The organism is Azospirillum sp. UFLA03-27 (genome assembly GCF_059803775.1).
Map to the genome: position 1 here is coordinate 1 of NZ_JAUQTX010000495.1, position 1,333 is coordinate 1,333.

1 protein-coding gene is annotated in these 1,333 nt (G+C 70.4%); it reads right to left on the minus strand.

Annotated features, from left to right (window positions below):
* Nucleotides 1–65 precede the first annotated feature (65 nt).
* Nucleotides 66–1,307 carry a multicopper oxidase family protein gene (locus Q4I23_RS32675; protein ID WP_498529000.1) on the minus strand — a complete coding sequence of 414 codons (1,242 nt, stop codon included), beginning with the start codon at nt 1,305–1,307 and terminating at the stop codon, nt 66–68.
* Nucleotides 1,308–1,333: the final 26 nt, after the last annotated feature.

The following is a 1,333-nucleotide window of genomic DNA, read 5'->3' on the forward strand; positions in this document are numbered from 1 at the left end:
GCGTATAATCGTCGGCAGCGTCAGATGTGTATAAGAGACAGGGCGGTGTTTGGGGGCGGGTCGTTTCACGCGGTCACTCTCAGGACGGCCATCATGCCGGCTTCCTGATGCTCCAGAACATGGCAGTGGAGCATCCAGTCGCCGGCCTCTTCGGCCACGAAGGCGATCTCGGCCGTCTCACGGGGGCCGAGCAGGGCGGTGTCGCGCCACTCGCGGTGTTCGGCCGGCCGGCCGTTGCGCGAGAGGACGCGGAAGGGAAAGCCGTGCAGGTGCATGGGGTGCCACCAGCCGGTCTCGTTGACGAAGGCCGTCACCTGCGTTTGACCGCGTTTGACGGTGATGAGCGGTTCCAGATGGTGATGACCCATCGCAGCCACGCCGTTCAGTGCCCAGAAAGGGCCGCGCGGCCCGGCGGTCTTCGGCATGGCGCCGTGCATCCCGCCGTCCAGCACCACGTCCTGGCGGACGGCGCCGGCGAGATCGGGTTCGGGCAGCGGGTTGGCGGCCAGCGCGATCGGGGCGTCCAGCGGCGAATCGCGCAAGGGGGCCTCGTCGCCGTAAGTCAGGCGGGTCAGCCGGTAGGCCATGCGCGGGTAGAAGCCGTCGACCACGTCGAACTCCTCGCCCGGCCTGCCTTCCATGTCGATCACGAGGTCGGCGCGCTGGCCGGGCGCCAGCACCACCTTGCCGTCCGGCGGGGCGTGCGGGGTCACCGGCTGGCCGTCGAGCGCGATCACCCGCGGCGCGTGCCCCTGGAAGTCGAGCGCGAAGACGCGGGCGTTCGCCGCGTTGATCAGGCGCAGGCGGACACGCTCCCCGGCGCGGACCGGCACGCGGTCCCGGACGGCGCCGTTGATGGTGACGGTGTTGCCGATGCGCCCGGCGTGGGTGGCGTCCATGGGATGGCCGAAGCCGCCGGCCAGTTCCGCCTCCCTGGTCAGCCGCCAGTCGCCGAGCAGCCAGAGCAGGTCCCGGTCGACGCGGATCGGCTCGCGCTCCTCCACGATGAAGGCGCCGGTCAGGCCGTGGGCCACCTGAACCCCGCTGTTGACGTGGGGGTGGTACCAGAAGGTGCCGGCGTCCTTCAGCGGGAATTCATAGTCGAACCGCCCGCCCGCCGGCACCGGCGGCTGCGACAGGCCGGGCACCCCGTCCATGGCGTTGGGAACGCGCAGGCCGTGCCAGTGGATGGTCGTCGGCTCCGGCAGGCCGTTGGCGAAGGCGATGCGCGCCGTGTCGCCCTGGCGGAAGCGCAACTCCGGCCCCGGAATCCGCCCGTCATAGGCCCAGACCTGTCTCTTATACACATCTGACGCTGCCGACGATTATACGC